This window comes from Streptomyces sp. BE303, from assembly GCF_036290945.1.
Classification (GTDB): domain Bacteria; phylum Actinomycetota; class Actinomycetes; order Streptomycetales; family Streptomycetaceae; genus Kitasatospora.
In genome coordinates, this window is the sequence record NZ_JAQYWZ010000124.1 from 1 (window position 1) to 372 (window position 372).

Annotated in this window: 1 protein-coding gene; it reads right to left on the reverse strand. The window is 65.6% G+C overall.

Annotation, left to right across the window (positions count from 1 at the left end):
* Positions 1-102 precede the first annotated feature (102 nt).
* Positions 103-372: prealbumin-like fold domain-containing protein (locus PUR56_RS00490; protein ID WP_329947375.1), on the reverse strand; the 270-nt coding region annotated here is incomplete at its 5' end.

A 372-nucleotide genomic window follows, 5' to 3' on the forward strand; every position in this document is an offset into this window, starting at 1 on the left:
CCCCCCCCCCCGCGCCGCCGGCCGCGCAGCCGTCAAGGAGACGGCCACCACCGAGATCTACTGGGTGTGATTCAGACTTGCCGGCCTCTCCGCAAGTCCGAGCTAAGCATTCGCCGGAGTCAGAACCAACGGACCGAACACCGGCGAAGCAGGCAACTGATACCCGGGCGGGGCAGCCGTCTCACGCCAGTAATACGTGCCGACCTCCACCGTCCGAGAACACCGACCATACGCACCCGTCGTACATGCCGCACCCACCTGCGTGTCCGGGTTCACCCCCGACGTCTGCAGACCCGGAACACCATTCGTCTCCTCCCACAGATCGAACACACCACCCGCCAACGGCGCCGCCGTATTCGCATCCGTCTTCAA